Below are 902 nucleotides of genomic sequence, written 5' to 3'. Positions count from 1 at the left end.
AGATAAATATAAGACTCAAGATTATTGTTAATAGTTTGTTCATCGCAAGTTAATTATTGTTTCTAAAATATTGGTATATAATTTTCAATGGCGAAGAAAACAGGGTGAAAAAGTCGGTTTTTAAATCAAAGCAAATAAGGGAGCATAAACAAATGAAAAGGAAAGTATTAGTACTAACAATGGGTGTAATTTGTGCAACTCAATTATGGCATTCTAATCACGCAAACGCATTAGTATCAGAGAGTGTTGAAACTAATTTTGTTGTAAAAGATTCGGATAATAAAAATATTTTACAAACCCATACTGAAATTACTACTGAGGAGAAATTTTCAGTAGTAGAAAAGAGTCAATTAAATACACTAAAATCACTATCTAATGACAACTACATAGAATATGATTTACATACTAATCAAACAGGCATAAAAAAAGGTTGGTTATATGGTTATAGTGAAATTGACTCATCACATTTCACAGACCGTGACAAACGCGTTATTAGACGTGATCATGTTAAAGAAGCACAAAGCTTAATTAATGATTATAAATATACGCAAAAATATGAAGATCTCGCTAAGGCAACTGCAAAAGTAAGTACACTTAGTCAGTCTCACCAAAATTATTTGAATAAACAAATTGATAAAGTGAATAATAAGATAGAGAAAACTGAAAAACGCTAATCCAAAGTAAATTATAAGTTATACATCTCGTTTTTAAATGACAATTTATCCCCGTAAATATTATAAATAATCTTTTCAAATTCCACATAGATATAGAGACACTAATAAACCTCTTTGTCTCGATATGATAGTCTGCAACGATTCATGTTGTAGGCTTTTTAATTTTACAAATAAGGCTAAATATATAAGTTCTGACACCTAAAATATAGAAAATACATAAAAGTAAGT

At 28.3% G+C, this 902-nt stretch carries 1 protein-coding gene; it reads left to right on the top strand.

The window, feature by feature from the left end:
- The first annotated feature begins 152 nt into the window (after positions 1-152).
- On the top strand, positions 153-674 hold the full coding sequence (locus IDG60_RS16495; protein ID WP_000824464.1) for a hypothetical protein: 522 nt from the start codon (positions 153-155) through the stop codon (positions 672-674).
- Positions 675-902 lie beyond the last annotated feature (228 nt).

Source organism: Staphylococcus sp. EG-SA-2 (assembly GCF_017152085.1).
Note: the sequence above shows the minus strand (reverse complement) of the source record. Positions and strands in the feature narration are given on the sequence as shown.